The sequence below is a fragment of the Kitasatospora purpeofusca genome, assembly GCF_034043715.1.
GTDB classification, from domain to species: Bacteria; Actinomycetota; Actinomycetes; order Streptomycetales; family Streptomycetaceae; genus Kitasatospora; species Kitasatospora purpeofusca_A.
Genome location: NZ_JAXCLC010000005.1, coordinates 97,606 through 120,179, shown reverse-complemented (window position 1 = coordinate 120,179; position 22,574 = coordinate 97,606). Strand labels below are relative to the sequence as shown.

The following is a 22,574-nucleotide window of genomic DNA, read 5'->3' as shown; positions in this document are numbered from 1 at the left end:
TGGTTCTGCTACTTCTTCGTGTGGTTCTTCGCGCCGTTGAGGGCGGCGATCGGTGTCTCGGCGATGCCCAGCTGCCGCGCGGAGGCGAGGAGCTGCGTGAGCGGCCCGCTCTGGTCGCCGCCCGGGCCGATGAGCTTCATCAGCAGCGCGGAGACGGTGAGGTTCTGCACGTCGGCGCTGGAGAGCGAGGAGAGCACCCGGGTGAGGTCCTCGGTGAAGGGCGCGCTGCCGTCCAGCCAGGGCCCGGCGAGAGCGCGGGCGGTGTCGGAGTGGGCGACGAACGCGTCCACGCTCTTGCCCGCCGTCACCGACCGCACCAGGCGGTCGAAGAACACGGTGTCGCCGCCGACGATGTCGATGTTCGCCTTCGCCAGTCCCGCCGCGACCAGCGAGGCCTGGGCCTCGGCGATCCGCCGCTGGGCGTCCAGGCCCGCGAGGCGGACGTCCTTCTCGGCCGCGAGGCGCAGCCGGTACTCCTCGTGGCCCCGGCCGGCCTCGTCGAGGGCGGCCATGGCGGCGGCCTTCTCGGTCAGGCCCTCGGCCTCGGCCTTGAGCCTGGCGCCGATCTCCAGTGCGGCGGCCTGTGCCTTCTCCGTCAGCACGGCTGCCTCGGCCCGGCCGACCTTCTCGATCGCGGCGGCCTCCTGCTCGCGGACCCGGACCTGTGCCAGGCCCTCGGCGGCGGCCTCGGCCTGGATGCCGTCGGCGAGGCGGATCTTGGCGGTCGCGTCCAGCTCGGCGGCCTGTCGGCGCGCCTCGGCGAGGACCAGGGACTCGCGGGCCTTGTGCTCGGCGGCCTGCTCGGCGGCCTCGGCGGCCTTGATGTCCTTGACCAGCAGCTCCTGCGCCTCGGCCTCGGCCTGGATGACCGTCGACTTCCGCAGCCGCTCCGCCTCCTCGACGGTGCGCAGGGTCTTGATGGACTCCTCCTGTTCGGCGACGGTGCGGTCGACCGTGATCCGCTCGCGGATCACGTCGGCGATCTCCCGCTTCTGCTCCTCGACCTCCTTGTCCTTGGCGATCCGGGCCAGCTCGGTCTCCCGGTCGCGGCCGATCACCTCCAGGAGGCGGTCCTTCTCGATCCGCTCGTTCTCGATCGCGATGACCCGCTCGCGGTTCTTCTGTGCGACGGCGACCTCGCGGGCCTGGTTCTCGCGCTGGACCCCGAGCTGCTCCTCGGTGCTGAGGAACGCGGTCTGCGCGTTGAGCCGCTCCTGCTCCTGGACGCGGGCGATCACCGCCTCCTCGGTGGCGCGCAGCGTCTCGATCTCGCGCCGCTGGCGGATCTCGGCGTCCGCCTGGCGGCGCTCCAGTTCCAGGACGGCCTCCCGGGCGTCCACGTTCTGCCGGGTGATCTCCTTCTCCTCCGTGCGCTGGTACTCGTTGGTGCGCACGTGCTCGATCGCCGTGAGTTCGGTGATCTTGCGGATGCCCTGGGCGTCCAGGATGTTGTCGGCGTCGAGCGAGCCCAGCGGTGTCTGCTCCAGGTGGTCGATGGCCGCGTCCTCCAGGCTGTAGCCGTTGAGGTCGGTGCCGATGATCGCGATGATCTGGTCGCGGAACTCGTGCCGGTGGGTGTAGAGGTCGGTGAAGTCCAGCTGCTTGCCGACCGTCTTCAGCGCCTCGGAGAACTTGGCGGCGAACAGGTCCTGCACGGTGGCCTGGTCACTGGCCCGCGCGGTGCCGATCGCCTGGGCGACCTTGATGACGTCCTCGACCGTCTTGTTCACCCGGACGAAGAACGAGATCCGGATGTCCGCACGGATGTTGTCCCGGCAGATCAGGCCGTCACGGCCGGTCCGGGAGATCTCGATGGTCTTCACCGAGATGTCCATCAGCTCGGCCCGGTGCAGCACCGGCAGGACGACCGCGCCGGTGAAGGTCACGTCGACCTTCTTCGTCTTGGAGACGATCAGCGCCTTGCCCTGCTCGACCTTCCGGTAGAGGCGGCTGGTGAGCAGCAGGGTGGCGAGCCCGATGAGCAGCACGACGGCTACGAGCACGCCGAAGCCGACAGCGATGGTGTCCATCACAAGTCCTTTGTCTGAAAGAAGTCGGAGCACGGCCGTGCGAGGGAGGTCGGAGCACGGCCGGCCGCCAGGTCAGTGGCCGAGCGGCCCCGGATCGAAGGCGGCCACGAGATAGCACTCGGCGTCGGGGTCGTAGTCGAAGATGAGCGCGGTCCGGCCGGCTGTCAGACCGGGCTCCCCGGTGAGGGAGCGGACCTGGACCACAGCGCTCGACCCGTCCTCCGCGGTGACCTCCGCCTGCCCGAAGTCCGGTCCCACCCGGCCGGTCCGCACCACGCAGAGCCGTCCCACGAAGTCGCTGCGGCTGACGGCCTGTTCACGGGGGAGCCGCCGTACGACCGCGCGCAGCACCGCCCGCGTCACCACCCAGGCGGTGGCCAGGGCGGCGGCCAGGACGGCGGTGCGCGCCGCCGGGCCGGCGGTCAGCACGGATCCGGCCAGGCTCACGAACCAGGCAACGGCGATCAGCAGGGAACCCGCCACCGTCACCGGCACGCCCCCCAGCCCTAGGCCGGCCAGAGCTCCCCCGTGGGTGTCGGCGCCCTCTCCCCCGCCCAGGGCGCCGACACCCGGGCCACCGAGCAGAACCAGCCCCCAGTACCCGATGACCACCAGCAACGCGAAGCTGAACAGCGCCGTGGGAAACCCCAGCGCGGCCTCGGTGAATCCCCGCACCCGCCCCACCCCCGCCGCCTCGCGTCACGGCACCGGTCCGGCGCCACGGCAATCCTGGCAATCGAACCGGTCTTCGCACATTGCCAGGACCCGGCAATCTTTATGCGCTGTTAACACCCCGGACCAGGCATCAGCCGGACCAGGCATCGGGCGCACCAGGCAGGGGCCGGACCAGGCAGGGGCGCACCGGTCACAGCGGCTGTTCCGGCCAGCCCAGCAGGCGCGCGCCCATGGCCGCGGTCTCCAGGGTGTAACGCTGCAGAGCGTCCGAAAGGTCGTACCCCGTACGGGCCTTGATGCGTTCCAGGCGGTACGAGAGGGTCCGCACACTGATCCCCAGCCGCCGTGCCGCCTCCGCGTTCACATAGCCCGCCTCGGCCTGGACGGCGATGGTGTCCAGCAGCGGCCGCGCCCCGCCCCTGGCCGCGGTCAGCGGGCCGAGCACGCTGCGGACCAGCTCCGCCATCGCCGCGCGGTCCCGCATCAGCACCGGGAACACCAGCAGTTCCTCCGCCCTCAGCAACGTGGCGGGCAGTGCCAGCCGGTCCGCGAAGTCCATCGCGCCCAGGGCCTCCTCGTAGCTGCGCACCACCCCGCCCGCCCCGGAGTGCCGCCGCCCGGTGGCCACCCGCCGGGCCGGCCGGTAGCCCGCCCCCGGGCGGAGCGCCAGCTGGGCGAAGAACTCCAGGACCGCGCGCTCGCTGTCCGGAGCCACGCACACCAGCCGGCCGTCCTTGGTCGCCAGCAGCACGTCCCGCTCGCCGAAGCGGCCCGCCAACTCCCTCTCCATCCGCCGCACCACGGGATGCACGTCGTCGTACGGGTCCGTCCCGACCGCGACCGCGACCGCATGGGTACGGGCCAGCCGCAGTCCGAACCGCTCCGCCCGCTCCGCGAGCACCCCCGGATCACTGCGGCCGTAGAGCAGGTCGTCGATGAACTCGCGCCGCAGCGCCTCCTCCTGGCGGACCGCCAGCCGCTGTGCCCGCTCGTGTCCCTCCCCCAGGGCCGCGAGCGCCGCATCCGTCGCCGCCAGCACCGCCTCCCCGGCACGCCGCAGCTCGCCGAGGGTCGAGGCGCCGGCTATCCCGGGCAGGGTCTGCCACGCCTCGCGGGTCGCCCCCAGGCAGTAGGAGACCACCTCGCGCAGGCCGTGTCCCGACTCGGCACTGCGCTCACCCAGGAGACGCAGGCTCTCCAGCTCCGCGCGGTACAGGCTGCGGCCGGTGCCGGAGACGTCGGCGAGAAGCTCCAGGTACTGGCGGCTCAGTTCGGCGGGGGCGCCCGCTCCTTCCGTCACCGGAGCCGTCCCCGGCCCAGGAGCGCCACCGCGCGGGCCGCCGCCACCGCGCGGGCCATCGCCACCACCCTGCGGGCCGTCGCCACCGCGCTCCGTGGCGGAGCCGGGTCGGGCAGCGCTGGAGCGGAGCGTGCGACAGGCGCCATGGGAGTCCCCCGGAATCGTCGATGAGCGAAGAGGACTGTCCCCTGCTCGCCGACCAGACTTCCCGGCACACCGAGCGAAACCCTACCGGCCCGTTGGCACTTCCTTGACGCGTCGGCGGGCCGGGCTGACATCGGCCGGCGCCTACTCGCCCTGCGCGGGTGCGCCGCCGCGGGCCGGGTGGCCCCGGTCCGGGGCCGGCTCGGGCGCCCACCGCGGGTGCTCGCGCTCGGCCCAGCGCCGGTCCACCAGGCCGGTCCGCATGCCGCGCCGGGCCTCGGGGTCCCGGACGGCCATCCGCACGTGCCCGGCGATCACCACGGCGATCGCCGCCGCGAGCCAGTCATGGACGAAGGTCGCACCGGTCCGCCAGCCCGGCGGCGTCAGGTGGACGAGCCACATCATCAGACCCGTGCCGACGATCACCAGCATCGACCCGAGCGTCCACTGGGCGTACAGCTTCTGCCCGGCGTTGAACTTCCCCGCCGGACGGTCCGACGCGCGTGCTCGTACCGCCCGCAGCCACGCCCGGTCCGCGGGACCGAACCGGCTCAGCCCGGACACGTCCGCGCGCACCGCGCGGAAGGCCAGTCCGAGCAGCAGCGGCACCGGCAGCGCGAGGCCGCCCCACACGTGCACGGTCACCACCAGCCTCCGGCGGCCCACCAGTTCGGCCAGCGGCGGCAGGTAGAGGCAGGCGGCGGTGGCCAGGCAGGTCAGCATCAGCCCGGCGGTGGCGCGGTGCACCCAGCGCTCCGCCCGGGTGAAGCGGAGCCGGAGGTCAGGCGGTCGGGGCATCGTCACGCCCGTTCGAGCGGCCGACCCAGGCGTCGGTGTCGTAGCCGAGTTCCTCCCAGTAGCCCGGCCGCACCGCATCGGTGACGGTGATCCCGGACAGCCACTTGGCCGACTTGTAGAAGTACATCGGCGCCACGTACAGGCGCACCGGCCCGCCGTGGGAGTGGGAGATCGGGGCGTCCTGGAGCTTGAGCGCGACCAGGACGTCGTCGCGCCGGGCCTGCTCCAGGGTGAGGCTCTCGGTGTACTCGCCGTCGAAGCAGCTGAACCGCACCGCCCGGGCGCCCGCCGTGACGCCGGCGCTGTCGAGCAGGTGGGCCAGCGGCACGCCCTCGAACGGGGTGTCCGGCACCCGCCAGCCGGTCACGCACTGCACGTCCCGCACGATCCGGCGCTGCGGCATCGCCCGCAGGTCGGCCAGGCGGTAGCGGCCGGGCCGTTCCACCAGCCCGTCCACCGTCAGGGTGTACGTGTCCGCGTCCCGGGTCGGCACCGAGGCGACCACCGAGTAGTACCGGAAGCCGCCGCCTCCCGGCAGCAGACCGGTGAGCCCCGTCGGGTCCTTGCCCGCCACCGCCTCCTGGGCGCGCTGGAGGTACGGGCCGGCCGCGACCCCCGCCGCGCCGAGCCCGAGCAGCCCCAGCACCACCCGGCGCCCGACCGGCGTCCCCCGGCCCTCTTCGCTCTGTTCGCTCACGCTGCCGATCCGACCAGTCCGAAGGCGGATCGGCCAGGGTCTGCGCCATCCCGTCAGACTTCCGTCACTTCTCGCCGCCGACGACCGCGGCCGCGGCCGCGGCCACCGCCCACCTGCCCGGCGCGGCGCCCGACGTCTGTGGCCTACAGCCACCTTTCATCGAGGCCGGCCCGAGGCACAGCCGCTGCCGCCCCGAGCCGATCAGGACGCGGCGGCGGGGCCGGGTGGCAGGTGGACCGTCATGATCAGATGGCAGGTCCCGGCGCCCGCGCCGCGGTAGGCGTGCGGGGCGTTGCCGTCGAAGGTGGCGGTCTGGCCCGCTTCGACGGGGTACTCGGTGCCGTCGACGACCAGGGTCATCCGGCCGTCGGTGACGCTGACGGTCTCCAGGACTCCGGGCTGGTGGGGGTGGCTGGGGTACTCCTCGTCCGGTTCGAGCCGCCAGCGCCAGACCTCGACCGGGGCCGGGCCGGAGGTGGTCAGCAGGAGTCGGGCCTCGCTCCCCCGCTCCCCGGTCCACAGCGGCGCCACGGCATCGGCGGTGACGACGCGGACGCGGCCTTCGGGCCGCCCCTGCATCAGGTCGGACACCGAGATGCCGAGGGTGTCGGCGAGGCGGACCAGGGTGGCCAGGTTGGGGTTGCCCTGCGCCTTCTCCAGCCCCACCAGAGCGCCCTTGCTGACCTGCGCGCGCCGGCCGAGCTCCTCCAGGGACAGGCCCGCGCGGAGGCGGGCCGCCCTGACGTTGTTCGCGACCGTCCGCAGGGCCGCGTCCGTCTCGGCCATCCGAGCACCACCATCCTTCAACGGGACCATTCGAATGCACCAGGCGGTCGTTCTACTGGCGGTTTCCGGTCGGTCCGATGTACCGTTCGGTCGTTCCAGTAAATAGTAAGGGATGTCACCGTGATCGCTCTGCTGCTGGCCCTGGGCAGCTCACTCGCCTACGGATGCGCCGACTTCCTCGGCGGCCTCGGCTCCCGCAAGGCCCATGTGCTGCGCACCGTGATGGTCGCGGCCCCGGCCTCCCTCGCCGTCGAACTGCTGCTGTGGCCGGTGCTCGGTGCCTCGTTCAGTGTCGGCGCCCTCGGTTGGGGTGCCGCGTCGGGCGTCGCCTCGGCCGCCGCGTTCGTCCTGCTGTACCGCACCCTGGCGATCGGGCCGATGAACGTGCTCTCGCCCGTCACCGCGCTGGTGTCCGCCGCGCTGCCCGTCGGCGTGGGGCTGCTGCAGGGCGAGCACCTGGGCATCGCCGGACTGATCGGCCTGCCGCTCGCCCTCGTCGCGGTCGTGCTGGTCAGCGCCGGGCACGGCGCCGGCTCGGCGCGCCCGAGCCGCACGGCGCTGCTGCTGGCCCTCGGCGCGGGCGCCGCCATCGCCCTGCAACTCGTCTTCCTGCACCAGGCACCGTCCGACAGCGGAGTCGCCCCGCTGATCACCGGCCGGGCCGTCTCCTCCGCCGTCACCCTGGCCGCCGCCGCCCTGATGCACCGCAGGCTCGGCTCCGAGAAGCCCGCGTACACGATGTCGGCCGCCGCCGGTGTGCTGGACTCCGTGGCGAACCTGCTGTTCCTGCTCGCCGCCCGCAGCGGCGACCTCGCCGTCGTCGCCGTGATCACCGCCCTCTACCCGGCCGGCACCGTCCTGCTCGCCCGCAGCGTGCTCGCCGAACGCCTCCACCGCGGCCAACTCGCCGGCCTCGGCGTCGCAGCCATCGCCGTCAGCCTCCTCGCCCTGGCCTGAACCCGCCCGGGCCCACCCCGCCGTCGAACACCCCGAGCCCGGCGAGATCATCTACGCGGACACCACCGGCGTCCTGACCCGCCACTGGAACCACCGCGCCGCCCACCGCACCCGCGTCACCGGGAACACCACCCACGTCGCCCTCGTCCTCGAAACCCTCCACGCCACCCGGACCACCGCACGCCACCTCAGACCGGCACACCCCACGGCCACCACCTGAGTACGGGGAAGTCCTATCGGTCGAGTTCCTCGCTGATGGTGACGACGAAGGCGAGGTCCATGAAGGGCATCGCATTCCACCGGTTTCCTGCCACGGGGAGCGCTGCCACGAGGCAGTGGGCACAAGCGGCCCTCGCATCCCGGCAGGCCTGCCGCAGAGCCCGCCGATGCCCCAGAAGGGGTCAGTGGGTCCGGCGCCGCCGACCGGTGGCCCCCGTGGTACGGGCGATGAACGCCGCACGCCCTTCGCCCGCCCGGTCGACCGACGGCATCGCGGCCCGTTGGCGGTCGGCGCGGTTCAGCAGCCACGCGAGGGCGGTGGCGCGGGCGAGGTCGAGGAGGCTGGCGGTGAAGCAGACGTCGGCGAGTGAGGAGCCTTCCGGGTGGGCCTTTCGAGCCGTGGTCCATTCGGCGAGCATGCGAGCGGCACCCCTGGCCATCGACACGGTTTCCAGGGCCAGGGCGCCTCGGTGTCCGCCAGTGGCGCGCCGCCAGGTCTCCTGCATGGCAGCAACCACTTCGTCCCGCAAACGATGGAGTTCGTCCAGCGGGGTGCCGCAGAGCGTGTCGAAGCGTTCCTGACCGTTCGTCTCCTCGAAGCGGCCCATCTGGCCCGCGTGGGTCGTGGCCACGTACTCCCAGACGGCGAGGCGGGCGAGGCTGAACTTCTCGGAGTCCAGGTCGATCGCAGCCTCCAGGTCGCGCATGAGGTCGAGGTCGTTCTCGGGCAGACGGGGCGAGTTGAGGTGGGTCAGCACACCGACCAGGCGACTGTCGACCTCTTCCCGCGGGGCGCGGGCGAGGTCGGGCAGCCGACGCAGGTTCGCGCGCATCTGCCGGACGGCCGTCCCACCCCCCTCGACTTCGAGGACGGCTTCGGCCTCCGCCCAGTCGTAGTAGATGTCCCGCTCGGAACCGGGGTCGTCGGGGACGGCGTCGGTGGTCCTGGCCACCGTGTCGCGGTGGCGTTCCCGGTGAGGGAAGTACGTCCTGACAAGCGCCAACTTCAATGGGAGCTCGGGGGTTGGGGCGCTGTCGCAGAAGAAGGCGAGCAGGACCGTGTCGTCCAGAAGACGGCCCGGCCGGTGCCTGCGCGCCAACGCGCGAGCGAGGTCTTTCACCTCCTGCGGATAGGAGGTGCGGGTGCCGGCCCGCCCCAGGAACACCCTGTCGGGGGCGGGCAGTAGGCGCTCGCGCCGCCAGCGTTCGAGCTGGGAAACGCTGATGGGATTCCCGTCAGCAGCCGTCAGGTCCATGAGTTCGCGATAGGCGCCCGTCGGCGCGGAGCGTGGCATGCGAAGACGCTACAAAACGGGCGGGTCGATTCTTCCGCGCCAGGCGCGGGGGTGCAGTTCGCCCGCCTCTCCCGTCGCTGCCGGCCATCGCCCGGTCCGCGATCCGCCGCCTCGGTACTACGTCCCCGGGCGGGAACCGGCCACCGCGGGCCGGGAGAGCGTGCGCACCACGGCCGCTGCTCGACCGGTGGAGCCCGCGGCGGCCCGGGGCAGGGCTGGTATCCGCCGCGCCGGGCCGGTTGGGTCTGCCCGACCTGCGACGCGGCCGCCCGCGCCTTCCGGTCCGGGAGTGCGGCGGGCCGTTCCGGCCTAGCGGGCTCCCGGCGGGCGGTCGCCGTGCTGCCCGGTGGTGTCGATGGCGTCGCGCAGGGCGGGCAGGTCGGTGAGGGCGGCCTGCTCGGCGAAGCGGGCCAGCAGCCGGCGCAGGACCCGCTCGTCCCGGTCGCGGACGGCTTCGGCGATGGCCGCCGCCAGCGACGCCTGGGTATGGGGGTCGGGGGTGCACACCCGCCTCGCGGCCTGCGGCCCTTCCACCGCTCGTCTCCCGTCCACTCGTGATCCCTGGCCGCCGGACGCGGCGCCCTCCGTGCCGGCGCGGGTGCGGCGACCCGCCGCCCCGCCCCGTGCGGGGCGAAGACTACCTGCCCGACCGACACCGAAAAATCTATGCCCGCCGGAGTAGACATTGCCACACGCCATGGTTAGTGTTTCTCTCGTCGACGAGATGGAGCGGCACCCGCCGGACACGAACCGGCGGGTAGGAGTTCGCAGGTCGGCACGGTTACAGGGTTGTGAAGCCAGAGAGTGTGCAGCAAGGCGACAGGACCGGTGGCCGGGCCGGGCGGCCCGCAGGTATCAGGGGCCTCCATCCAGCAGTTCCGCGGTACCAGCAGTTCCGGTCAGTTCGCAGTTCCGGTCAGTACAGAGGATGAACGGAGGGGACGGAGCGCCATCAGGATCGCCCGGCCCGTGAGGCATCACCCGGGCGGATTCCGAAGACCCCAAGGCAAGGACGGTGGTTTCCGGTCACGCATACGCGATCCCCGCACACCCCCTCCCCCGGGGCAGTGCGGACATAAACAACCCGGCCCCAGAGCCGGTAGATGGTGTAAAACCCTTCGGGGCCCCGGGAGCCGCTACGGCCCCGGGGCCCCTCAGCGCGTCCCCGGACACAACAACAAGAAGAGGTGCAGTGACCACGGCAACCATCCGACCGCATACCCCCGACTCCCTCGACGACGACGACTACCCCGCCTACACCATGGGCCGCGCCGCCGAGATGACCCGCACCACCCCCGGCTTCCTGCGCTCCCTGGGCGACCAGGGCCTCATCACCCCCCTGCGCTCGGAGGGCGGACACCGCCGCTACTCCCGCTACCAGCTACGGATCGCCATGCGCGCCCGCGACCTCGTCGACCAGGGCACCCCCATCGACGCCGCCTGCCGCATCATCATCCTCGAAGACCAACTCGAAGAAGCCCTGCACATCAACGAACAGCTCCGCCGCTCCCAGCACGGCCAGGAGCCCGCCGCCGACACCTGACCCGCCCGACGGGGCGACGGACCGGGCCCACGCTCCCGCACGCGGGCCGTCAGGTCGGCCGCGCGCTTCGCGGGCGCTCCCCGGCACCGTGCGAACGGGCGAGGCACTGCTCGAGGGTCCGACCCGATCCCCGGTCCCCGGTGCGCCCGGCGCGTACGTGGGGGCCCGGCGGCGCCGCCGGCTCCGGGGAGGGCCGCCGGACACCGCACGCGAAATTCCCGTCGGACTCCGAAATTAAATGCGCCGGAAGGACCCGCTCCCGCGATTTCCGGCGCATACTACAGGGAATGACGAAATCTGCAGCAGTCCGCCGTGTCCTGCCCACCAGCCCCTTCAAGGCCCGGATCGAAGCACCGCGCAAGCACTTCGCCGTCGGCGACCGCGTCACTCACGACCAGTACGGCCTCGGCCGGGCCATCGGAGTCGAAGGCGACAGCGACATCGCGGTACTCGTCGACTTCGGATCGCGGCAGGAACGCATCACCCAGCCCTACACCGCCATGTTCAAACTCTGACCCAGGACGCACGCGTTCCCGCCCGAGTGCGCCGAGCCACGCATGGCGCGGACCCTGCCGCGCGCCCCCTGGGCAACCACGCCGGTCCGTCGCCCTCTTCGGTCCGCCCTCTTCGCCCGGCCCCGGGCGGCCCGCCCCGCCCCGGGGCGGCGCCGTCGGCCGGGCGGACCGAAGTCTGACGGGCCGTCAGCAACGCGTAGATCCAACGGTCGGCCCTACGCGCCTCGTGAAGGGCTCCGCAGCACTTCCCGACACCCCGGGCCACCGCCGGGGCACAGAGCCTGCTACTCTCTTCCGAGTTGCAGTTGTGGTCCCATGAACGTTGTGCGCCTGCTGATGTATCGCAGGCGCCTTTTTGTTTCCCGGCTCTTCCCCGGGCGGGTGCTCATCGCGGCGACTCGGATCCCGCACCGTGCGGATTCCGGACAGCCCCTTGAAGGAGATTTCTTTATGGCTAATGGCACTGTGAAGTGGTTCAACGCGGAAAAGGGCTTCGGCTTCATCGAGCAGGACGGTGGCGGCGCCGACGTCTTCGCCCACTACTCGAACATCAACGCCAACGGCTTCCGCGAGCTGCTCGAGGGCCAGAAGGTCGAGTTCGACGTCACGCAGGGTCAGAAGGGCCCGCAGGCCGAGAACATTCGTCCGCTGTAGTTCTTCTGCCACGGCACCCGCCTGGCAGCGAGGGGCCCGCACCGCGTACATGATGCCCGGTGCGGGCCCCTCGGCATTGCGCCACGACGCGCGCCCCGGGCCGTTACGGCCCCCCGGCCCCCTGGCCCCCTGGCTCCCTGGCTCCCTGACTCCCTGACTGACGGGCACGTCCGCACGACGCGGAGCACCCCGTCCGCGGCCCGCTCCGCACACCCCGGCCCGTCCCGTGCGACCTCCCGCTGCCCAGCGCCGCGGAGCCTCCTCGCGACGTGCCGCCCGAGAAGGGTTCCTCGCATTCCCACTCCCGACCACCGCTCGCACCGACCCGCCGCCTCAGGGGCACTGCCCCTCGCGAACACTCCCGGCCGAACCGGCTCGGATCGCATCCCTCCCTTCCCGCACGCGACCCCACGTCACGTCCCCTCCGTCGAAATCCCCTCCGCGCGAAGCGGGTTCGCGGCGCACACGACGCAAGCACTCACCCACTGCGGCTACGCGGTTCGGCTTCGGCTCGCCCTGATGGTGGGCGGCATGTCGACCGGCCGTCAGGCCCAGGCACCAAGCCACGGGAGCGCCACGGAGTGGTCGCCGACGCCGGCTGTCGCGCTCCTGCCGCTCTGAGGCACCGGGCCGGCATCTCTCCTCCCTGCCCGAGACGCGGGTACGGCCGGGCCCCCGACCTTGACCGGACCGACCCCGCTCGGGCCCGGGCAGCCCGGCCCACCCAGCGCAGTCGGCCCAGCGCGGTCGGCCCCGCGCAGTCGGCCCAGCCCGGCCCGCCACCGCAGTCGGCCCAGCGCGGTCGGCCAGACACCCGCGGCAGCGCACGTCAGCCTCCGAGTCCGACCCACCCGAGCAGGGGATTTCCCGATGCCGTTCGAGATCACGCACGCGACCGTCCCGACGCCGGGCGGCGTCAGCGAGGCTGCCGTCGTCACCGGGCCGGGGTTCGCCTTCGTCCTGGACGGCGCCACCGCCACGGGAGCCACGACGGGCTGCACCCACGATGTCACCTGGTACGTGGAGCAGTTGGCGGGACTTCTCTGCGCGCAGCTGCTCACGGACAGCTCGGCCGGTCTCCGGGAGATCCTGCGCACCGCCCTGACCGTGCTGGTCGACCGGCACGGCCGGACCTGCGACATGACGAACGCGGACAGTCCCTCGTCGACCGTCGCGGTGGTTCGCGAGCGGGACGGCAGCCTGGACGTCCTCGTGCTCGGCCACTCGCCCGTCGCGCTGCACCGGCTCAACGGAGCGGTCGAGGTCATCGTCGACGACCGGGTGGCATACCTGGGCTCGTACACGGAGGAAGCCGTACGCGGCTACCGCAACAGCGGCACCGGCGGTTTCTGGGTGGCCGGTGCCAAGCCCGAGGCCGCTGACCATGCCCTGACGGCAAGCATCCCGCTGTCGCAGATCCAGCAGGTCGCCGTCCTGTCCGCAGGCGCTTCCCGCCTGCCCGAGCGGTACGGCTGGAGCTGGCCGCGCTTCATGGTCGAGCTGTCCGAATCCGGGCCCGGCCAGGTCATCGACGCGACACGCGAGGCCGAGGCGTGCACGGCGACCGGGGCATTCAGGGGCAGGGCGCACGACACCGCGGCCGTCGTTCTGTGCCGCCCGTCCGAACCGGCGTAGGCGACGGAGAGGGTCACCGGGACCACCCCTGACCCGGTCGCCGCCCTGGCGGTACGCCGGACCCACCTCGGGTCGGCCGCGCCCTGGACGACCGGCAGCTCACCGACGGGGTGGGCCCGCGGGTCACCTGCTACCTCGACGCCGTCGAAGCCGACGACCCGCACGGCCACACCGGTGACACCGGCGTAGTACCGGGCATGCCCGGCCAGGGCCTGCGGGCCGTTGCCTCCGGCCCCACCCCGAACTCCACCACCGTGACGGCCCCGGTGCCCACGCCGAGATGGCCGCCCCGGCGTCGGTTCCGGGGCGGCCACTGTGTGACAGGCGCTTCCGGCAACCTGCACATTGCAGAGCTTAGCAGTTGCTAATATTGGCAACAGCGAGGAAGGGGATCAGGATGCGTGTTGCAACGCACCGGCGTGCGCGGGCACTGCCCGCTCCGTTCGCGGCGGCGGCGGACGACTTGTGGCGTCCGCCGGCAACCGGGCGGTACCGGCGCACTCCGGGCGGGCATTCCGGACCCCTGCCCCTGATGGGTCGTCGGGGCCTCGCCAGTGCTCGCCGCCACCTCGGGTGTGCTGAGAAGAGGTGGCGGTGAGCATGCAATGGGAGTTGGAGCGAACCGGTGACATCGGCGTGATGCGCCTGTCCGGATTCCTCGGCGAGAGCGTGGCGCACCGCCTGGCCGGCGCCGTCGACTGGAGCGGCGCGCGCTGCACCGGGGCGATCGTCATCGACCTCGCCGCACTGCGGGGCTGGAGCGGTGAGGGCGAGGCCGCGATCGTCAACGCCGCCGGCCGCCTCGGCGCCGACCACGGCCTCCTGGCCGTGTGCGGCCTCTCCGGACGGGACGCGCCGCTGCTCGCCACCGCCCACGGCCTGGGCGTCCTGCGTCTGTATCCCGACACCGACACGGCGCTGGCCGCCCTCGCCCCGCACTGACCGGGGAGCTTTCCCGGCGTTGCTAGAGTCTGACGCGATGATGACCAGCCCACCCACCAGTCGACGGGGGCGGTGAAGCCATGACCGCCGCCACTCCACGACAGCCCTCCGTCACCGCCGTGCCGCTCTACCAGCACAAGGCCGAGTTCTTCAAAACCCTCGGCCACCCCGTGCGCATCCGCGTCCTGGAACTCCTCAGCGAACGCGAGCACGCCGTCGCCGAACTCCTCCCGGAAGTCGGCGTGGAGGCGGCCCACCTGTCCCAGCAACTCGCCATCCTGCGCCGCACCGGCGTCGTCACGTCCCGGCGCGAGGGCGCCTCCGTCCTCTACCGGCTCACCAGTCCCGAGATCGGCGAACTCCTCACCGTCGCCCGCTCCATCCTCACCGCCCTGCTGACCGACCGCGCCGGACTCCTCGAAGACCTGCGCCCCGAAGCAGCTCCCCCGCCGCACGACTGAGCGCCCGCCCCGGAACGGCCCCGCGGCGACAGCACGCCGGTCAGTCGAAGAAGGCGACCCGGCCGGAGTCCAGCCCGTAGTACGCGCCGACCACCCGCAACCGCCCGGCCGCGACCAGCGGCCGCAGCAGGCGGTCGTGCTGCAGCGCGGCCACGGTCTGCCGGGTCTGGGCGTGGATGGTGGCCTCGACCAGGTCGCCCGGCGCCGCGCCGAGGCGAACGGCCTCGTCGTAGGGGCGGCGCAGGTCGTACGCGATGTCGGCCAGGTGGCCGGGCAGCTGCCGGCCGTCGCGGAAACACTCGACGGCCGTGGTCACCGCCCCGCAGTGCTGATGCCCCAGGACGACCAGGAGCGGAGTCCCCAGCTCGGCGGGCCCGTACTCCAGGCTGCCGGCCACCAGCGAATCATGGGTGTGGCCGGCGGTGCGGATCACCATCAGATCGCCCAGGCCCTGGTCGAAGACCAGCTCCGGCGGCACCCGGGAGTCGATGCAGGAGAACACCACCGCGAACGGCTCCTGGCCCCTGGCCAGCTCGACACGGCGAGCGGCCCCGGCATCCGGACGGGCGGCCCGATCACCGGACCACCGCTCGTTGCCCGCCCGCAGCCTGGCCAACGCCTGCTCGGGCGTGCCTGCGGGCAGTGGCGCCGCCGCGGCCGGAGCCGGCACCGCGAGCACTGCCGCGGTGAACACACCCGCCCGGAGCACAGTTCGCCGATCCATCAGGCGCCCTACTTCCCTCAGAAGCACCCTGTGTGACGACACATCACCATACTCCCGATTCGCGCGTGCACCGTCCGGCGCCGGCTCCGGGCCGGGGGACGGCGAGCACCGTCACAGCAGGAAGCTCAGCCGCTCGTCCGCCATTCCCGGCGCGATCTCGGTGATCTCCGCCGTGACGACGTCCTGGGCGACGAACGGGTCCTCGTCGACGCGCTTGCGCAACTCCTCGCCCGAGGTGTTGTGGGCGAGGATGGCACCGCCGAGGCCCGGGTGGATACTGCCGACCAGCAGGAAGACCCCGTCGTCCAGGCCGCGCTTGATCCATTCCTGATGGCCGGCCAGGTGCCGGCCGGCGGCGGGCTTGTTGTCGGAGAAGCGAAGCAGGACCACGAACATGGGATCTCTCATCTCTCGCAGGCGTGCAGCCAGTCGCGCATCCGGTCGACTTCACGCTGGATGAACGCTTCGTCGTGAAAGGCGTTGGCCATGACGGCGACGCCCTGGCTGAAGGCGAGCACGTGCATCGCCAGCTCGTCAGCGCGCTCGGCCGGGCCGAGCAGCGCGAACTGCTCGCGGAGCCACTCGCGGAACAGGGTGAACAGGCGGCCGGCCTGGCCGAGCATGGCATGTTCCAGCTTGGCCAGCTCCGTGGTCAGGGTGCCGACCGGGCAGCCGTGGTTCTGGATGTCGGCGCGGTTGGTCAGCACGATCCCGACGTACCGCATGATGCGCCCGGCCGGGGTCGGCGCCTCGGCCTCCCACTGCTCCAGCATCCGCCGGGTGTCGGCCAGGCGGGCGTCGATCACCGCGTCCAGGATCGCGTCCTTGGACTTGAAGTGGTAGTAGAAGTTGCCCCGCGACAACCCGACGGCTCCCGCGATGTCCGCGAACGAGGTGTGCTCGTAGCCGTGGTGGTAGAAGAGCCGGTCGGCCGCCGCCACGATCTGTTCGCGGGTCGCCACAGCATTCACGGTGATCCCCTTCCGACGCCGTAGGACAGTTGACCTAGAGCCACAACCTAGGTCAGCTGTCCTAGACGGTCAAGCCGTTGACACCATGGAGGCGGCAGACCCGGGATGGCGGCGCCCCATGGCGACTGATCCACGAGGTTCGCCGCACCACTGGAGGTGGCCGGCCGGAAAGCTTACGGAACCGTGACAGCCGCCTCACCTGCCCCTCCAAGTGCGTGGCCGCGGTGTGTACTGACCCTCGTCACGGCGCACCGGATCACCCGAGTGCGCCCCGCCGAAGGCTTGACGGGGGTTTCGATGAAGAGGAATCGCAGGGGACGTACGGGTGGACGGTGGGTTCGGCGTACGGCCGCCGTGGGCGCCGTGACATCGATATTCGCGGTGCTGGGCGCGTCTCCCTCTCCGGCGACGACATCCGCGACGGCCACTCCCGGCACGCCGACGCTTACGCGCATCTCGGCCGGCCCCTACGAGGGCTACCAGTTCTGCGGACCGACGACGCCGGTCGTGTACCCGTCGGTCTTCACCCAGTTCGCCGCGAGCGTAGCTCCCAGCGAAGGGGATCCCTTCTATCCGTTTCCCAGCTATCCCGACATGAACGGTCAGTTCGAGATCGCCAGGCCCGGCGACGAGGCCGCGCCCTTCATCCAGGAGACCAGGCCGACCGGGGGGAGGAGGGTCATCACCCTCGCCCTGCCGACGGCCCTGCCCGAAGGGTCGTACCGCTGGCGGGTCCGCGCCGAGGACCACTCGCTCACATCCCCGTGGACGCAGTGGTGCGACTTCGCGGTCCGGTAGGACCCGCCCCGCCGCCGGCGACCTCGAGCACGTGGGTCCAACCGACCGCTGTGACGACCAGGCCGCCAGGGGCGGTGCCGGTCGGGTTCGAGGTGTTGGGCACCGCGCCGGACGAGGCCAGTGCCCGGCCCCCGGCCTCGCCCCCCGCCTTGGCTCAGGTTGCGGATCGCCAGGTTCTGCAGCCATGACCGGGGGCTGACCACCCCCTTCGGGAGGTTGGCAGAGGTCTACCTGGGCCGCGGGATCAGCGCAGGGTGGCGAGCACGGTGTCCGCCATCACCTTCTCGCCGGTGGCGTTCGGGTGGAACGGGGCGGCCGGGGAGGTGGGCAGGGCGCCTTCGATCCAGCGGTCGTCGGAGCAGATGTCGTGGCCCGTGGTCGGGGTCGCGGTGTCGACGTAGGTCGCACCGTTGGCGGTGGCGGTGGAGCTGAGCATGGCGTTGAGCCTGCCGAGCGTGTCGTGCAGGTACTCCACGTCGCCGGGGGTCACCGGCTGGCGCTCGCTGCAGGTGGATCCGTCGGCGGGCACCACGGACGGGTAACCCACCACCAGTACGCGGGCGTTGGGGGCCTTGGTGTGGATCCGGTTCAACACGTCGGCGAGTCGGGGCGCGGCGCCGTTGATCCGGTCGACGAGGTCGTCGGTGCCGTACTGCCAGGTCCAGGACCAGCTGGACCAGTCCCACTCCCAGTGGCCGTGGTTGTAGACGTCCTTGCAGGGCGTGCCCTGGGGGTTGACCACGGTGCCGCCGATGCAGGTGGCGATCACCTCGGCGATCCCGAGCGGGCTGGTGCCGAGGTCGTTTCCGCCGATGCCGACGGTCACCAGGTCGGTGTCCCCCGTCACGGCGTCGAGTTGGGCGGTGCCACCCCACTCCATGCCCGCGTACTGGGGCTCGGTCATCGCGCTGATCTTGGCGGCGGAGCAGGTGACGTCGGTGTAGGCGGCGGCCTTGAGGGTGGACGCCACCAGGCTTCCGTAGTTGTGGTCGGAGCGCAGGCAGAGGCCGGCCGACTGGCCGGGCACCCCGGCGCCGGCGGCATAGGAGTCGCCGAGTGCCACGTAGTGCCGGGGGGCGGTGGTGTCGGCCTGGGCGGTGGTGTTGGCCTGGGCGCTGGTGGAGGTCAGCGCGAGGGCCGCGCCAAGCGCGGCCGCGCCGAGCAGAGCGGACTTCCGGGAGACGGGGGTCGTACGAAGTTTCCGGGCAGGGCGAAGCACAGATTCCTCCTGGGGGAGAAGAACGGTGGGGGATTGCACGAGCCTGACCGCAGCAGCTGCTACCGGCAAGTAAGTTACTGTCAGGTTTCGCACCTGTCCATACACTGCGCAGAGATTTCCGAGGAGTCTTCGGGTGGATTCTCGGCAGCCCACCGTTGCCTATCCGGGGCATTTCCGAAACGCCCCGGAGCGGAATTCGTGGCGTTCCGACCGGCAGTTCACGGCGCGGCCTTTCACCCTCGCCCGCCTTATGTCAACGGGCTTGACGCTGAGCCCGACAGGGCGGTCTGATGTACGCGGCCGGGGCTCCTACCCGCAAGTAACTCCCGTCTGACTGCCCACTGGCCACGCCCAGCAGGACCCTCCTGCGTTCCTGAGAACCCCGAACGTCACCGACGCCGTGCTCCAGGACGTCGGTGGACCAGCTCGACGCGCTCAAGGCACTCCGTGCTCGACCCGGCGGGGGCCGGGCCCCCAGCGGAATTCCGAGGCGCCCGGAAGGAGTTTCCTACCGCGATTCTCCGACGCATCGAAACCACCCGTTCGACATGCACCGGACCGGAAATTCGCCATGCCGGAAATACATTTCATGCCCCCTGCCGACCGGGTCTCCCCCTCGATGTCGATCACCTCGAACCCGATCTGGCGGCAGCGCAGCAGGCCGAGGTGGTCGAAGCAGGCGAGGTGCCCGTAGGTGGGGCTCAGCGAACGGTACCCACCGCCCTTCCCGCGACGCGCCGTACCGAGGATCGCCAGCTCGTCCCCGAGCCCGCTCGGCTCCGACCCGTCGTCACCGTGGCCGTCGTCACCATGGCCGTCGTCACCCAGGCCGTCGCCCGGTCGTCCGTGAAGTCCTCCACGGCCGGCTTCTGCAGTACCAGCGAGGCCGCGGCCTTGCCGGCGGACCGGGAGATGCAGTGCAGCACCTCGTGGTTGATGTGATAGATCGTCCCCGCGGGCAGGACCGCCTCGAACGCGGCGTACAGCTGTTCCTTCCCCTGTGCCTCCAGGGAGAAGGCGCTCCCCTGCCCGATCGGCGGACACCGGTAGTGGTGGTACTCGGTGCCGGGGCCGATCTTGAACTCCTGGGCGAAGTACTCCCCGACCACCAGCGCCGTGGTGAAGTCCCAACGGTGCGAGTGGATGTCCTCGGTGACGGTTCCCGACGCGTCGGGTCGCGGATGCCACAGGTGGAGCCGCAGCTTCCAGGGACGCCCGTCGCCGACCAGCAGAACGACCTTGAGAAAATTGTTCGCATGGTAGTAGGAGCGCGCGGCCATCTCGGCGAGGGCTGCCTCGTCCGAGACGATCCGGCCGGTGCCCCGCCCACAGCGCATGACCGCGACAACAACCGGAACAGCCAACCCGGCTGCCCTCACTACTCCTTAGGGTGATCACATGGAAAACCTGGAATCCCTGGCCTGGCCCCCCGCTCCGATCAGGACCGAGCGACTCGTCCTCCGTGAGGCCCGGGCCGACGACCGGGCCGCGTTCGTGGAACTGCTCTCCTCGCCGGAGGTGAACGCCTACCTCGGCGGCCCCCGGCCGCGTCACGAGCTGGAGCAGGAACTCGCCGCGGTGCCCGAGCAGTGGCCCGGGAGCTTCGTCGTCGAGCTCGACGGGGCGATGATCGGCCACATCCTGCTCAGGCGGGCGACGGGGCACCGTCGGCCGGCCGCGGCGGGGAAGGCCGACCTCGGCTACCTGTTCCTGCCGTCGGCGTGGGGCTCCGGGTATGCCACCGAGGCGTGCGCGGCGGCCCTCGACTGGCTCGCCGGCGAACTCCCCGGGGAACCGGTGGTGCTCACCACCCAGAGCGCCAACGCGGCCTCCATGCGGCTGGCGGCGAAGCTGGGCTTCGCCGAGGTCGAGCGGTTCGAGGCCTGGGACTCCGAGCAGTGGCTCGGCCTGCGGCCCCCGGCCGCGCCGGCCGTCTGAGTCCGCCCCGGAACGTTCGGGAGGGCCGGCCGGGGCCGCGGCGGAACCCTCGTGCGGCCCCGGCCGGCCTCGGCGTCACCGGTCGCCCGGCCAGACGACATCGTCGAGGAAGCGCTCCACCGCCGTCGCCACCTCGCCGAGCACGGCGGCGGACTCCTTGAGGGGGCGGCCGGGCACGAACATGCTGTGGTCGGCGTTCTCGATCTCGACGACGTGCGGAGTGAGCGAGCGGGCGATGTCGCCGTCCCAGAATTCGTCGGCCGTCCCCCCCGACCAGCAGGAAGGGTGCGGTGCTCCGCCGCATCGCGGCTGCCGTCCGGCCGGCGATCGGCGCGCCGGCCAGGAACGGCGTGAGCCAGATGGCGGGCAGCTTGCACTCGACCGCCACCGGAGCCGCCCGGGTGCCGAGCGACTTGGCGATGATCACCGGTTCGCTCGCGCCGGCCGCCATGACCTGCTCGACCGCGGCGGTCACCCGTGCGGTGATCATCTCGTCCACCTCGGCGGCGAAGAGGTCCCTCGTGCCGAGTTCCCATTCGACCGGGTACATGAAGGCCCCGCGCCGCGCGCTCGCCTCGCGGTTGAACATCGGCATCGACGTTCCCGGGCCGTAGATCCGGCCGGGCGCCACCACCGCGGCGCGCATCGGACTCCCGCTGTTCTCGTTCGTCATTCCTTCACCCCTGCATCGGATCCAGCCCCACCGGAGAGTCGCCTCTTCGGGACGGTCAACACGGATATCCCTGAGGTCGGTCCAGCGAACCGGCGCGCCCCAGGACGGCGGCGGCGACCCTTGCCGCCTCCCGGCGCAGCGCGCGCACCTCGTCCGCCGGCTCCTCGTCCGCCGGCACCTCGGGAGCGGGCTCGTGGGACCGCACCAGGAAGTGCACGACGGGTCCGCCGGAGGGCTCCCCGGCCAGGGAGTCCGGCGCGTTCAGCGCGCTCCGGTTGTAGGCGAGCGCCGCGATCCGCTCCTCACCCGTGTAGAGGTTCAGCGAGTACGCGCCGTATCCCGCGGATCCGGCGACGTTGATCGCTCCGAGGGTTATCACCACCGCCAGGAAGGCGGCGCACCCACGGGCCGCCGGGTAGGCGAAGTAGCAGACGGACTCCGCGAGGGAGGCCGCCGCCCCCACGGTCCTCGGGCCGATCCGGTCGGCGAGCCGTCCGAGCGGCACGGCGACGGTGACCGCGAGGGTCCCGGCGATGGTCATGCCCAGGCCGGCCTTGGCGGCCGAGAGGCCGACGACCTCGGTGAAGAAGACCGCGTTCGTGGTGAAGAAGCTGCCGGTGCCGAGTCCGTAGACCAGGGCCTGGGCGCTGACCCGGCCCGCCGTCGGCGACGGCGGGGCCATACGGCGCAGGAGGCGGACCAATGGTGGAGGGCGAACTCTGGGTCACCGGACCGCAGACGATCGCCGGCTACCTCGATCCGGCCGACGACGAGGGCCGGTTCGTCGACTTCGACGGTCGGCGCTGGTACCGCACGGGCGACCGGGTGCGCGCGAATCCCGACGGCGAACTCGCCTACGTCGGCCGCATGGACTCGCAGGTGAAGGTCCACGGCTGGCGCGTCGAACTGGCCGAGGTCGACCACCTGGTCCGCCAGTGCGACGGGGTCCGCGACGCCGCCACCGTCGCGCGTCCCACGGCCCACGGAGTGGAACTGATCGTGTCCTACACCGGCGAGGAGGTCGCGGAACCGGCGTTGGCCGACGCGCTCCGGGTCGTCCTGCAGAGCAGCACGCTGCCACGCCGGTACGTCCACCTGGACCGGCTTCCCCTCAACGCCAACCGGAAGGTGGACCGGCTGGCCCTGCGGGAGCGGGCCGCGGAGCTAGCGGGCTGATGGGCGGGTACCGACACACGGTCGAGGAGGCGGAGCGGTTCCGCAAGCACGGTGTCGACCTGACCGTCTACGGTCGGCACGACCCGTCCGCGACGGTCGTCCGCGTCACCGTCGAGCGCGGGCACTTCCAGGAGTTCCTGAACGTGAGGAGCTCCTACACCTACTACATCGTCAGCGGGCACGGCTTCTTCCACCTGGACGACGAGGTGGTCGAAGCCGGTGCCACCGACCTGGTCGCCGTTCCGCCGAACACCCGGATCCACTACTTCGGGACCATGGAGATGGTCCTGACCGTCGCACCGGCCTTCGACGAGCGGGACGAACGCCATATCAGGTTCGTCGACGAGGACGAGCCGGCCGACCGCCGGTCCCGCGACGCACGCGGTCGGGCCGCTCGGGGGTGATCGCCGTCCGCCCCGGCCGG

26 protein-coding genes and 1 pseudogene are annotated in these 22,574 nt (G+C 72.0%); 13 read left to right on the top strand and 14 right to left on the bottom strand.

All coding sequences use genetic code 11. The features are described from left to right. Positions 1-8: 8 nt before the first annotated feature. From SM793_RS04365 to SM793_RS04340, 6 genes are all read right to left on the bottom strand, one after another. On the bottom strand, positions 9-2,030 hold the full coding sequence (locus tag SM793_RS04365; protein ID WP_320436641.1) for a flotillin family protein: 2,022 nt from the start codon (positions 2,028-2,030) through the stop codon (positions 9-11). 72 nt (positions 2,031-2,102) lie between these two features. Then, positions 2,103-2,705, bottom strand: a complete 603-nt coding sequence (locus tag SM793_RS04360; RefSeq protein WP_320436640.1) for a hypothetical protein — start codon at positions 2,703-2,705, stop codon at positions 2,103-2,105. 190 nt (positions 2,706-2,895) lie between these two features. Further along, positions 2,896-4,005: a PucR family transcriptional regulator gene (locus tag SM793_RS04355; protein WP_320436639.1), complete on the bottom strand. Its 1,110-nt coding sequence runs from the start codon at positions 4,003-4,005 to the stop codon at positions 2,896-2,898. Positions 4,006-4,293: 288 nt separating this feature from the next. Then, entirely contained in the window at positions 4,294-4,947 is a 654-nt protein-coding gene (locus tag SM793_RS04350; protein ID WP_320436638.1) for a cytochrome b/b6 domain-containing protein, read from the bottom strand. Then, positions 4,931-5,644: a molybdopterin-dependent oxidoreductase gene (locus tag SM793_RS04345; RefSeq protein WP_320436637.1), complete on the bottom strand. Its 714-nt coding sequence runs from the start codon at positions 5,642-5,644 to the stop codon at positions 4,931-4,933. The genes SM793_RS04350 and SM793_RS04345 overlap by 17 nt, the downstream gene beginning before the upstream one ends. A gap of 201 nt (positions 5,645-5,845) precedes the next feature. After that, positions 5,846-6,430, bottom strand: coding sequence for an XRE family transcriptional regulator (locus tag SM793_RS04340; RefSeq protein WP_320436636.1), 585 nt, complete (start codon positions 6,428-6,430; stop codon positions 5,846-5,848). 120 nt (positions 6,431-6,550) lie between these two features. On the opposite strand from SM793_RS04340, the gene SM793_RS04335 reads away from it, so the two are divergent. Continuing rightward, positions 6,551-7,387: an EamA family transporter gene (locus SM793_RS04335; protein WP_320436635.1), complete on the top strand. Its 837-nt coding sequence runs from the start codon at positions 6,551-6,553 to the stop codon at positions 7,385-7,387. A 22-nt stretch (positions 7,388-7,409) separates the two neighbouring features. Next, a pseudogene (locus SM793_RS04330) lies at positions 7,410-7,607 on the top strand (hypothetical protein); the annotation flags it as partial. A 181-nt stretch (positions 7,608-7,788) separates the two neighbouring features. Here SM793_RS04330 and SM793_RS04325 read toward each other — a convergent pair. Together SM793_RS04325 and SM793_RS04320 are read right to left on the bottom strand one after the other, a co-directional pair. Continuing rightward, a complete protein-coding gene (locus SM793_RS04325; protein ID WP_320436634.1) occupies positions 7,789-8,901 on the bottom strand; it encodes a hypothetical protein in 1,113 nt (370 codons plus the stop codon). Positions 8,902-9,210: 309 nt separating this feature from the next. Next, positions 9,211-9,435, bottom strand: a complete 225-nt coding sequence (locus tag SM793_RS04320; RefSeq protein ID WP_320436633.1) for a hypothetical protein — start codon at positions 9,433-9,435, stop codon at positions 9,211-9,213. Between the two features lie 727 nt (positions 9,436-10,162). Here SM793_RS04320 and SM793_RS04315 point away from each other — a divergent pair. The 6 genes from SM793_RS04315 to SM793_RS04290 all read left to right on the top strand — a co-directional run bounded on the left by SM793_RS04315 (position 10,163) and on the right by SM793_RS04290 (position 14,651). Continuing rightward, positions 10,163-10,444 carry a MerR family transcriptional regulator gene (locus SM793_RS04315; protein ID WP_320436697.1) on the top strand — a complete coding sequence of 94 codons (282 nt, stop codon included), beginning with the start codon at positions 10,163-10,165 and terminating at the stop codon, positions 10,442-10,444. 287 nt (positions 10,445-10,731) lie between these two features. Then, complete coding sequence (locus tag SM793_RS04310; protein WP_320436632.1) at positions 10,732-10,959, top strand: hypothetical protein; 228 nt, start codon at positions 10,732-10,734, stop codon at positions 10,957-10,959. Between the two features lie 450 nt (positions 10,960-11,409). Next, positions 11,410-11,613 carry a cold-shock protein gene (locus SM793_RS04305; RefSeq protein ID WP_099897249.1) on the top strand — a complete coding sequence of 68 codons (204 nt, stop codon included), beginning with the start codon at positions 11,410-11,412 and terminating at the stop codon, positions 11,611-11,613. An 870-nt stretch (positions 11,614-12,483) separates the two neighbouring features. Then, entirely contained in the window at positions 12,484-13,248 is a 765-nt protein-coding gene (locus SM793_RS04300) for a hypothetical protein (protein ID WP_320436631.1), read from the top strand. 600 nt (positions 13,249-13,848) lie between these two features. Next, the gene (locus tag SM793_RS04295; protein ID WP_320436696.1) at positions 13,849-14,190 is read left to right on the top strand and encodes an STAS domain-containing protein; all 342 of its coding nucleotides are present in this window, start codon (positions 13,849-13,851) and stop codon (positions 14,188-14,190) included. 80 nt (positions 14,191-14,270) lie between these two features. Next, positions 14,271-14,651 carry a metalloregulator ArsR/SmtB family transcription factor gene (locus SM793_RS04290; protein WP_320436630.1) on the top strand — a complete coding sequence of 127 codons (381 nt, stop codon included), beginning with the start codon at positions 14,271-14,273 and terminating at the stop codon, positions 14,649-14,651. Between the two features lie 40 nt (positions 14,652-14,691). On the opposite strand, the gene SM793_RS04285 is transcribed toward SM793_RS04290, so the two are convergent. From SM793_RS04285 to SM793_RS04275, 3 genes are all read right to left on the bottom strand, one after another. Further along, positions 14,692-15,375 (bottom strand): carbonic anhydrase, encoded by a 684-nt coding sequence (locus tag SM793_RS04285; protein ID WP_320436629.1) that lies wholly within the window; start codon positions 15,373-15,375, stop codon positions 14,692-14,694. A 111-nt stretch (positions 15,376-15,486) separates the two neighbouring features. Next, positions 15,487-15,783 (bottom strand): hypothetical protein, encoded by a 297-nt coding sequence (locus SM793_RS04280; RefSeq protein ID WP_320436628.1) that lies wholly within the window; start codon positions 15,781-15,783, stop codon positions 15,487-15,489. After that, the gene (locus tag SM793_RS04275) at positions 15,780-16,337 is read right to left on the bottom strand and encodes a TetR/AcrR family transcriptional regulator (protein WP_320436627.1); all 558 of its coding nucleotides are present in this window, start codon (positions 16,335-16,337) and stop codon (positions 15,780-15,782) included. Before SM793_RS04275 ends, SM793_RS04280 begins: the two co-directional genes overlap by 4 nt. 603 nt (positions 16,338-16,940) lie before the next feature. Between SM793_RS04275 and SM793_RS04270 the strand changes: the two genes are divergently transcribed. Continuing rightward, complete coding sequence (locus SM793_RS04270; protein ID WP_320436626.1) at positions 16,941-17,144, top strand: hypothetical protein; 204 nt, start codon at positions 16,941-16,943, stop codon at positions 17,142-17,144. A 244-nt stretch (positions 17,145-17,388) separates the two neighbouring features. On the opposite strand, the gene SM793_RS04265 is transcribed toward SM793_RS04270, so the two are convergent. Continuing rightward, positions 17,389-18,363 (bottom strand): SGNH/GDSL hydrolase family protein, encoded by a 975-nt coding sequence (locus SM793_RS04265; RefSeq protein WP_320436625.1) that lies wholly within the window; start codon positions 18,361-18,363, stop codon positions 17,389-17,391. 701 nt (positions 18,364-19,064) lie between these two features. After that, positions 19,065-19,700: a hypothetical protein gene (locus SM793_RS04260; RefSeq protein ID WP_320436624.1), complete on the bottom strand. Its 636-nt coding sequence runs from the start codon at positions 19,698-19,700 to the stop codon at positions 19,065-19,067. A gap of 61 nt (positions 19,701-19,761) precedes the next feature. Between SM793_RS04260 and SM793_RS04255 the strand changes: the two genes are divergently transcribed. Beyond that, on the top strand, positions 19,762-20,301 hold the full coding sequence (locus tag SM793_RS04255) for a GNAT family N-acetyltransferase (protein WP_320436623.1): 540 nt from the start codon (positions 19,762-19,764) through the stop codon (positions 20,299-20,301). A 290-nt stretch (positions 20,302-20,591) separates the two neighbouring features. Beyond that, positions 20,592-20,915 (top strand): hypothetical protein, encoded by a 324-nt coding sequence (locus tag SM793_RS04250; protein WP_320436622.1) that lies wholly within the window; start codon positions 20,592-20,594, stop codon positions 20,913-20,915. Between the two features lie 114 nt (positions 20,916-21,029). Here SM793_RS04250 and SM793_RS04245 read toward each other — a convergent pair whose 3' ends face one another. Further along, complete coding sequence (locus SM793_RS04245) at positions 21,030-21,656, bottom strand: hypothetical protein (protein ID WP_320436621.1); 627 nt, start codon at positions 21,654-21,656, stop codon at positions 21,030-21,032. Positions 21,657-21,676: 20 nt separating this feature from the next. Between SM793_RS04245 and SM793_RS04240 the strand changes: the two genes are divergently transcribed. After that, positions 21,677-22,150 carry an AMP-binding protein gene (locus SM793_RS04240; protein ID WP_320436620.1) on the top strand — a complete coding sequence of 158 codons (474 nt, stop codon included), beginning with the start codon at positions 21,677-21,679 and terminating at the stop codon, positions 22,148-22,150. Next, positions 22,150-22,554, top strand: a complete 405-nt coding sequence (locus tag SM793_RS04235; protein WP_320436619.1) for a cupin domain-containing protein — start codon at positions 22,150-22,152, stop codon at positions 22,552-22,554. Before SM793_RS04240 ends, SM793_RS04235 begins: the two co-directional genes overlap by 1 nt. The last annotated feature ends 20 nt before the right edge of the window (positions 22,555-22,574 follow it).

What these genes read in the sequence shown, in the direction of transcription:
- SM793_RS04235 (WP_320436619.1), top strand. Translation starts at nt 22,150, where the DNA reads ATGGGCGGGTACCGACACACGGTCGAGGAGGCGGAGCGGTTCCGCAAG.
- SM793_RS04260 (WP_320436624.1), bottom strand. Translation starts at nt 19,700, where the DNA reads ATGCGCTGTGGGCGGGGCACCGGCCGGATCGTCTCGGACGAGGCAGCC.
- SM793_RS04240 (WP_320436620.1), top strand. Translation starts at nt 21,677, where the DNA reads ATGGTGGAGGGCGAACTCTGGGTCACCGGACCGCAGACGATCGCCGGC.
- SM793_RS04245 (WP_320436621.1), bottom strand. Translation starts at nt 21,656, where the DNA reads ATGGCCCCGCCGTCGCCGACGGCGGGCCGGGTCAGCGCCCAGGCCCTG.
- SM793_RS04270 (WP_320436626.1), top strand. Translation starts at nt 16,941, where the DNA reads ATGAACGGTCAGTTCGAGATCGCCAGGCCCGGCGACGAGGCCGCGCCC.
- SM793_RS04340 (WP_320436636.1), bottom strand. Translation starts at nt 6,430, where the DNA reads ATGGCCGAGACGGACGCGGCCCTGCGGACGGTCGCGAACAACGTCAGG.
- SM793_RS04300 (WP_320436631.1), top strand. Translation starts at nt 12,484, where the DNA reads ATGCCGTTCGAGATCACGCACGCGACCGTCCCGACGCCGGGCGGCGTC.
- SM793_RS04255 (WP_320436623.1), top strand. Translation starts at nt 19,762, where the DNA reads ATGGAAAACCTGGAATCCCTGGCCTGGCCCCCCGCTCCGATCAGGACC.
- SM793_RS04365 (WP_320436641.1), bottom strand. Translation starts at nt 2,030, where the DNA reads ATGGACACCATCGCTGTCGGCTTCGGCGTGCTCGTAGCCGTCGTGCTG.
- SM793_RS04325 (WP_320436634.1), bottom strand. Translation starts at nt 8,901, where the DNA reads ATGCCACGCTCCGCGCCGACGGGCGCCTATCGCGAACTCATGGACCTG.
- SM793_RS04350 (WP_320436638.1), bottom strand. Translation starts at nt 4,947, where the DNA reads ATGCCCCGACCGCCTGACCTCCGGCTCCGCTTCACCCGGGCGGAGCGC.
- SM793_RS04315 (WP_320436697.1), top strand. Translation starts at nt 10,163, where the DNA reads ATGGGCCGCGCCGCCGAGATGACCCGCACCACCCCCGGCTTCCTGCGC.
- SM793_RS04280 (WP_320436628.1), bottom strand. Translation starts at nt 15,783, where the DNA reads ATGAGAGATCCCATGTTCGTGGTCCTGCTTCGCTTCTCCGACAACAAG.
- SM793_RS04310 (WP_320436632.1), top strand. Translation starts at nt 10,732, where the DNA reads ATGACGAAATCTGCAGCAGTCCGCCGTGTCCTGCCCACCAGCCCCTTC.
- SM793_RS04285 (WP_320436629.1), bottom strand. Translation starts at nt 15,375, where the DNA reads ATGGATCGGCGAACTGTGCTCCGGGCGGGTGTGTTCACCGCGGCAGTG.
- SM793_RS04305 (WP_099897249.1), top strand. Translation starts at nt 11,410, where the DNA reads ATGGCTAATGGCACTGTGAAGTGGTTCAACGCGGAAAAGGGCTTCGGC.
- SM793_RS04295 (WP_320436696.1), top strand. Translation starts at nt 13,849, where the DNA reads ATGCAATGGGAGTTGGAGCGAACCGGTGACATCGGCGTGATGCGCCTG.
- SM793_RS04290 (WP_320436630.1), top strand. Translation starts at nt 14,271, where the DNA reads ATGACCGCCGCCACTCCACGACAGCCCTCCGTCACCGCCGTGCCGCTC.